This is a genomic window from Johannesbaptistia floridana (genome assembly GCF_057440575.1).
This window is the reverse complement of record NZ_JALKVM010000056.1, coordinates 21,347-28,307: the sequence shown is the minus strand read 5'-3', so window position 1 is coordinate 28,307 and position 6,961 is coordinate 21,347. Positions and strand designations below refer to the sequence as shown.

The 6,961-nt window shown below is 39.2% G+C and carries 3 protein-coding genes and 3 pseudogenes; all 6 read left to right on the top strand.

Translation table 11 applies throughout. The annotated features are described in order from the left end of the window. On the top strand, positions 1-3,602 hold a 3,602-nt coding region (gene bchH, locus MW688_RS04175), incomplete at its 5' end, for a magnesium chelatase subunit H (protein ID WP_486734658.1). Between the two features lie 203 nt (positions 3,603-3,805). Beyond that, positions 3,806-3,988 (top strand): annotated as a pseudogene (locus tag MW688_RS04170) (cobaltochelatase subunit CobN); the annotation flags it as partial. A 198-nt stretch (positions 3,989-4,186) separates the two neighbouring features. Continuing rightward, positions 4,187-4,342 (top strand): annotated as a pseudogene (locus MW688_RS04165) (cobaltochelatase subunit CobN); the annotation flags it as partial. 150 nt (positions 4,343-4,492) lie between these two features. After that, positions 4,493-4,675, top strand: a pseudogene (locus MW688_RS04160) (cobaltochelatase subunit CobN); the annotation flags it as partial. Positions 4,676-4,856: 181 nt separating this feature from the next. Then, positions 4,857-5,258: an STAS/SEC14 domain-containing protein gene (locus MW688_RS04155; protein ID WP_486734657.1), complete on the top strand. Its 402-nt coding sequence runs from the start codon at positions 4,857-4,859 to the stop codon at positions 5,256-5,258. Positions 5,259-5,683: 425 nt separating this feature from the next. Next, positions 5,684-6,907, top strand: coding sequence for an ATP-binding protein (locus MW688_RS04150; protein WP_486734656.1), 1,224 nt, complete (start codon positions 5,684-5,686; stop codon positions 6,905-6,907). The last annotated feature ends 54 nt before the right edge of the window (positions 6,908-6,961 follow it).

The following is a 6,961-nucleotide window of genomic DNA, read 5'->3' as shown; positions in this document are numbered from 1 at the left end:
TTGGATGTTCAGAATTAGAAATAGAGGTATTTAGCGATCGCGCTTTAACTACCGAAACAGAAAAGGTAGCAGCAGCTTTAGCTAAAGCTGACGTATTCTTTGCTAGTTTAATTTTTGACTATGACCAGGTAATCTGGTTGAGAGAAAGAGTACAAAACATTCCTATTCGTCTAGTCTTTGAATCAGCCTTAGAATTGATGAGTCTCAATCAACTAGGTAAATTTAGTATTGGTGATAAACCCAAGGGAATGCCAAAACCCGTGAAATTTATCCTCAGTAAATTTTCTAGTGGCAAAGAAGAAGATAAACTAGCCGGATATATTAGTTTTCTCAAAACTGGTCCCAAACTCTTAAAATATGTACCAGTCAAAAAAGTTCAAGACCTCCGCAACTGGCTAATTATTTACGGCTATTGGAATGCTGGAGGTACAGAAAATTTTGCCTCCCTCTGTTGGACAATCGCTAAAGAATATCTGGGGTTAAAAGTATCTGATATACCAGGAGTAATTGAAACCCCGAATATGGGTCTACTCCACCCAGAATACCAAGGTTACTTCACCAATCCCACCGAATATTGGCAATGGTATCAAGAAAATAAATCTCATACAGGACCTAAAGTCGGGATTTTACTCTACCGTAAACATGTAATCACCAAACAAGAATATATTCCCCAACTAATTAAAGAATTTGAAACAGCAGGATTAATTCCAGTCCCTATCTTCCTCAATGGAGTAGAAGGACATGTCGCTGTAAGAGATTGGTTAACTACACCTTTTGAACAACAGCAACGACAAAGAGGTAACCAGGAAATTCTCTCTCTATCATCTGAGGCGATTTCTGTAGATGCTATAGTATCTACTATCGGATTTCCCCTAGTAGGAGGTCCCGCAGGTTCCATGGAAGCAGGGAGACAAATAGAAGTAGCTAAAAAAATTCTCGCCGCTAAGAATGTACCTTATTTTATCGCCGCACCTTTATTAATTCAAGACCTCCACTCCTGGACAAGACAAGGGATTAATGGTCTACAAGGTGTAGTTTTATATGCTTTACCTGAGTTAGATGGTGCCATTGATACAGTACCCCTAGGGGGGTTAGTAGGGGACAAAATTTATTTAATACCCGAAAGAGTCAAGCGATTGACAGGCAGAATTAAAAACTGGATTAAACTACAGCAAAAACCAGCAAAAGAGAAGAAAATCGCCCTAATTCTCTACGGATTCCCCCCCGGTTACGGCGCAACAGGTACAGCAGCTTTACTGAATGTACCGCGATCGCTTTTTTCTTTCCTCAAGGCATTAGAGGCAGCAGGTTATGATGTGGGAGAACTTCCTGAAGATGGAGAAACCCTAATTCAACAAATAAAAGCTAATGACGAATATCCCCAAGGTAAAACTGTACATGTACGTAAATTAGAAAAATGGTTAGGATATCTCTCTACTAGTAGAATTGAAAAACAGTGGGGAGAATTAACTAAAACTGGTTTAAAAACTCTAGGGTCAGATTTTTCTATAGGTGGAGTGCAATTGGGCAATATTTGGTTAGGAGTACAACCACCCCTAGGCATAGCGGGAGACCCCATGCGGTTGATGTTTGAAAAGGATTTAACCCCTCATCCTCAGTATGCAGCTTTTTATCAATGGTTACAGCAGGAATTCTGTGCCGATGCTATAGTTCACTTCGGAATGCACGGTACAGTAGAATGGTTACCGGGCTCCCCCTTGGGTAATACAGGGTATTCCTGGCCAGATATTCTTTTAGGAGATTTACCCAATCTCTATATATATGCAGCTAATAACCCTTCAGAATCAATCTTAGCCAAACGCCGAGGTTATGGAGTGTTAATCTCTCATAATGTGCCACCCTACGCACGCGCTGGACTATACAAGGAGTTAATCTCTTTACGGGAGTTAATCGCAGAATATCGAGAAAATCCTGAGAAGAATGACTCTCTCTATACAGTGATTTGTGAAAAAATTGTCGCCACAGGCTTAGAGTCTGACTGTCGCTTTACACCAGGAGAAGATTCTGGGATTGCTTTTACTGTCGAAAATGCCAAACTTTTTAGTAAAAAGGTAGTGAGAGAGTATTTTAATCAAGTCTATACCTATTTACAGGTATTAGAACAACGTCTATTCTCCTCCGGCTTACACTGCCTGGGAGAAGCGCCTAATCCCACAGAGTTAGAAGCTTATCTCGATGCCTATTTTAGTGAACAAGTAACAGAAGTTAGTAGAGATAGCCACAACAATTCCAAAAAGACACAACAATTATTAACAGACTATCTAGATAAACAGGCAGAAGCAACTAAAATCAAAGAATTACTCGCCCAAACCTCTGAAGAGATGACTAATTTACTACGAGGTTTAAACGGTGAATATATACCCCCGGCACCGGGAGGCGATTTACTACGCGATGGTCCAGGAGTACTACCAACCGGAAGGAATATTCATGCTTTAGACCCCTACAGGATGCCATCACCTGCCGCCTACGCTAGAGGAAGGGCGATCGCCAAACAAATTATTAAGCAGCATTTAGAAGAAAATAATAGTTATCCCGAGACAGTGGCAGTAATGTTATGGGGTTTAGACATAATTAAAACAAAAGGGGAATCTTTGGGTATTTTACTCGAATTAGTAGGGGCAGAACCAGTAAAAGAAGGAACTGGTCGTATTGTGCGCTATGAGTTAATCCCCTTAGCAGAGTTAGACCATCCCCGTATAGATGTGTTAGCGAATCTCTCGGGTATTTTTCGCGATAGCTTTGTCAATGTGATTGAATTACTAGATGATTTGTTCTCCCGCGCCGCTGCTGCTGCTGAATCACCAGAAGATAATTATATTCGTAAACATGCTATAGCTTTAGAAGCAAAGGGAGTAGAAAATGTGAGTGCGCGTCTTTTTTCTAATCCGGCTGGGGATTTTGGGTCTTTAGTCAATGACCGAATAGTAGATAGTAATTGGGAATCTGCTGGGGAATTAGCGGAGACTTGGGAAAAACGCAACTTGTATAGTTATGGGAGAAAAGATAAAGGCAAAGCTAGACCAGAGGTATTTAATCAGTTACTAGAAAAATGCGATCGCCTAGTTCAAGAAATAGATTCAGTAGAATATGGTTTAACGGATATTCAAGAATATTATGCCAATACGGGGGCTTTAAAATTAGCCGCTGAGAAACGTAGTGGCAAAAAAGTTACCGCTAGTTTAGTAGAAAGCTTCGCTAAAGATACCACCCCACGCAAGTTAGAAGAAGTTCTGCGTTTAGAGTATCGCAGTAAACTACTTAATCCAAAATGGGCAGAAGCCATGGTCAATGAGGGGTCTGGCGGTGCCTATGAAGTGTCTCAACGTTTTACCGCTTTGATTGGATGGAGTGGTACAACTGATTTTACTGATAGTTGGGTTTATGACCAAGCCGCTGATACCTACGCCTTAGATGCAGATATGGCTAATCGTCTGCGTCAAGCTAATCCAGAAGCCTTTCGTAATATCGTAGGACGTATGTTAGAAGCTAATGGCAGAGGTTTTTGGCAACCTAGTGAAGAGAAATTGGCTAAGTTACAGGAGTTGTATGAGTTGAGCGATTTAGATATTGAAGGAGTTTAGTCTAGGTTTGTAGTAGGGCTTTAGCCCTATATAGAGGATATTTTGGACCTTTAGTCCAACTACGAACTACTGCTATACTTAATTCAAAGCTAAATTAATAATTAGGTTAAAAATCGCCGTTAAAGGTTGTGCAACCCAACACATAATAGTTAGAGACAAAGGGTAAATTGTTGGGTTTCGTGCCTCAACCCAACCTACAGGCTACTTACGCCTTAGATGCAGATATGGCTAATCGTTTACGTAAAGCTAATCCAGAAGCCTTTCGTAATATCGTAGGACGTATGTTAGAAGCTAATGGCAGAGGTTTTTGGCAACCTAGTGAAGAGAAATTGGCTAAGTTACAGGAGTTGTATGAGTTGAGCGATTTAGATATTGAAGGAGTTTAGTCTAGGTTTGTAGTAGGGCTTTAGCCCTATATAGAGGATATTTTGGACCTTTAGTCCAACTACGAACTACTGCTATACTTAATTCAAAGCTAAATTAATAATTAGGTTAAAAATCGCCGTTAAAGGTTGTGCAACCCAACACATAATAGTTAGAGACAAAGGGTAAATTGTTGGGTTTCGTGCCTCAACCCAACCTACAGGCTACTTAATCCCAAATGGGCAGAAGCCATGGTCAATGAGGGGTCTGGCGGTGCCTATGAAGTGTCTCAACGTTTTACCGCTTTGATTGGATGGAGTGGTACAACTGATTTTACTGATAGTTGGGTTTATGACCAAGCCGCTGATACCTACGCCTCAATACTGCTCGGATAAGAATCAAACATATTCCTTCTGAGAAAGCAGGGAGCAGGGAGCAGGGAGCAGGGAGAGGGGTTTTTGGCTTTGTACCTAATCTCCTTTCAACCTTACTCTAATCAATAATTTTCTCTTAACCGAGCAGTATTGACCTACGCCTTAGATGCAGATATGGCTAATCGTCTACGTCAAGCTAATCCAGAAGCCTTTCGTAATATCATAGGACGTATGTTAGAAGCTAATGGTAGAGGTTTTTGGCAACCTAGTGAAGAGAAATTGGCTAAGTTACAGGAGTTGTATGAGTTGAGCGATTTAGATATTGAAGGAGTTTAGTTTGCTTAATTATAATAGTAGAAAGTCAGCTCAAACAACCATTTTTTGTACTGCTACATATAGCATTTTTCGGACTCATGAGGTAAACCTAACTCCTGCCTCCTGCCTCCTGCCTCAAAAAGATAACCTTTCTCACCAGTATGAGAATTGCTATATCAATTATTTAGAGGACAATTAGTCAATGCCTACAATTAAAATTCAAGCAGAATTATCAAAAGAAGATTTACTAACAGCAGTTCAACAGTTAAGCTTATCTGAATTAGAGGGATTTGTGCAAGATATTCTTGCCTTGAAAGCTCAACATCAAGCTCCTTCCCTGTCAAGTAGTGAAACTGAATTGTTATTAAAAATTAATCAAGGTCTGTCATCAGATATTCGAGAGCGTTATCGGCTTTTAATTCACAAAAGAAATAAGGAAACTTTAAGCGAACAAGAATATCATGAGTTACTCCAGTTAAGCGACCAAGTTGAAATTCATCAAGGAAATCGTCTAGAATTATTAGCTCAATTAGCTCAATTGCGTCAAATTTCTCTTCCTAATTTAATGAAACAACTCGGAATTAAATCTAGCATCAATGTATAAAAAATAATTATGGATAAATCAAGAAAATATGAAACAATAGCTATATAAGCTTATAATACCCAATCTGATTAATAAAATCCAGTTATTATTAAAGATAAGTTTGTAGTAGGGCTTTAGCCCTATATAGGGCTTGCTGAAAAAGTTGAAGCGAGTGATTCTGGAGGCTACACAGCTTACTTAGTGGTAGTTTCAGTCTCTAATTTTCTAAATCTGACGGCGATCGCTGGCAAAAGTGCAAGGGTTTTGAGCAATTAAATGCGATAACCTTGCACTTAAATGCAGAAAAAAAGCTCAAAACCCTTATCTGCTTTGACTTCTGGATTTATTCAGCACGCCCTATATAGAGGATATTTTGGACTAAAGTCCAACTACGAACCTCGTTTTTAACTGGGGTATATAAATCGGATGCGCGTATAAAAATAATTATGGATAGATTACAGCTCTCAGAAAAGCTAGAGAAATTGACTCCTACTCAGTTTAAGAGTCTAATTTTTAAACTAGGCATACCTATAAATTTATTACCATCTGAAAACGTACCCCAAACAGAAAGAGCGATCGCTTTAATAAGGTTAGCTGAATCATCTCAACCAGAAAGGATTAGTTTACAAAAGATAGAAGAAGCGTTAAATTTAGAGCAATCTCCCGAGATAGAGAAACCTAATCAACAGAGTCATCAGCAAGAGGGACAAACTAGAGATAGCAACCCCTTTGAATATGGACTTCCTGTCCCTCCAGAACGCTTTTATGGACGCAAAAAAGCTATTTTAGATGTAAAAAACCGTATTGGGGGAATTAGCCCTCAATGTATTAATATTGTGGGGCTGCGACGCAATGGGAAAACTTCTCTATTGCGCTATGTCAAAGAGCGTCCACAAGAATTTTTTCAACCTACACAAAAACCACTGATTGTTGATTTGGATCTAAGTAATGGTAAATTTCATACCCCAGAAGGGATTCTCGAAGGACTGAGAAGAGGTACCGAAAAGATTACAGGAATAGAACCTTGGTCAAAGGATGATAGTAAGGATCCCTTTGAGGTAGAAGATGCGTTACAAAAATTAGTAGACCAAGAATACCGTATAATTGTGATGCTTGATGAATTTGAAGCTATTAGCCGAAGACTTGAACAATTTCAGGACTGGGGGGAAGACTGGCGTTCTAAAGCTTCCGCAGGCTTATTAACTATGGTTATTTTTAGTAAACGTCCTTTGAGTGAACTGTATCAAACCCTAGGGTTAACTTCTCCCTTTGGCAATATTTTCAGTACCACTATTATTGGTGCCTTGGAAACAGAAGCTTGGCAAAGTTTGGTTAAAAAGGGATTTAATGACGAGGCATCTTTATTGTGGATTGATGATTTAGCTGGAGGGTTGCCTTTTTATGTGCAAATGGCAGCAGCAATGCTATGGCAGCATCAAGACTTGGAAAAAGCAAGAATAGAGTTTATTTTTCAAGCAAAACCAAGATTTAGAGAACTTTGGCGAGATTTAACAGAGGTTGAACGTCATGGTTTACGATATTATGCTGGTATACCAAGATTAGCGAAGCCCAGTATAGGAATTATTGATAACCTTCAGCGTCATGGTTTATTGCGTCAAGATTTTAAGTTATTTAGCAGTGCCTTTGTAGAGTTTTTAAAAGAGTCATGAGTTAGGATATAACTACATTTTCTCTCCTATTCTTTCTAAATTATTCAATTATCA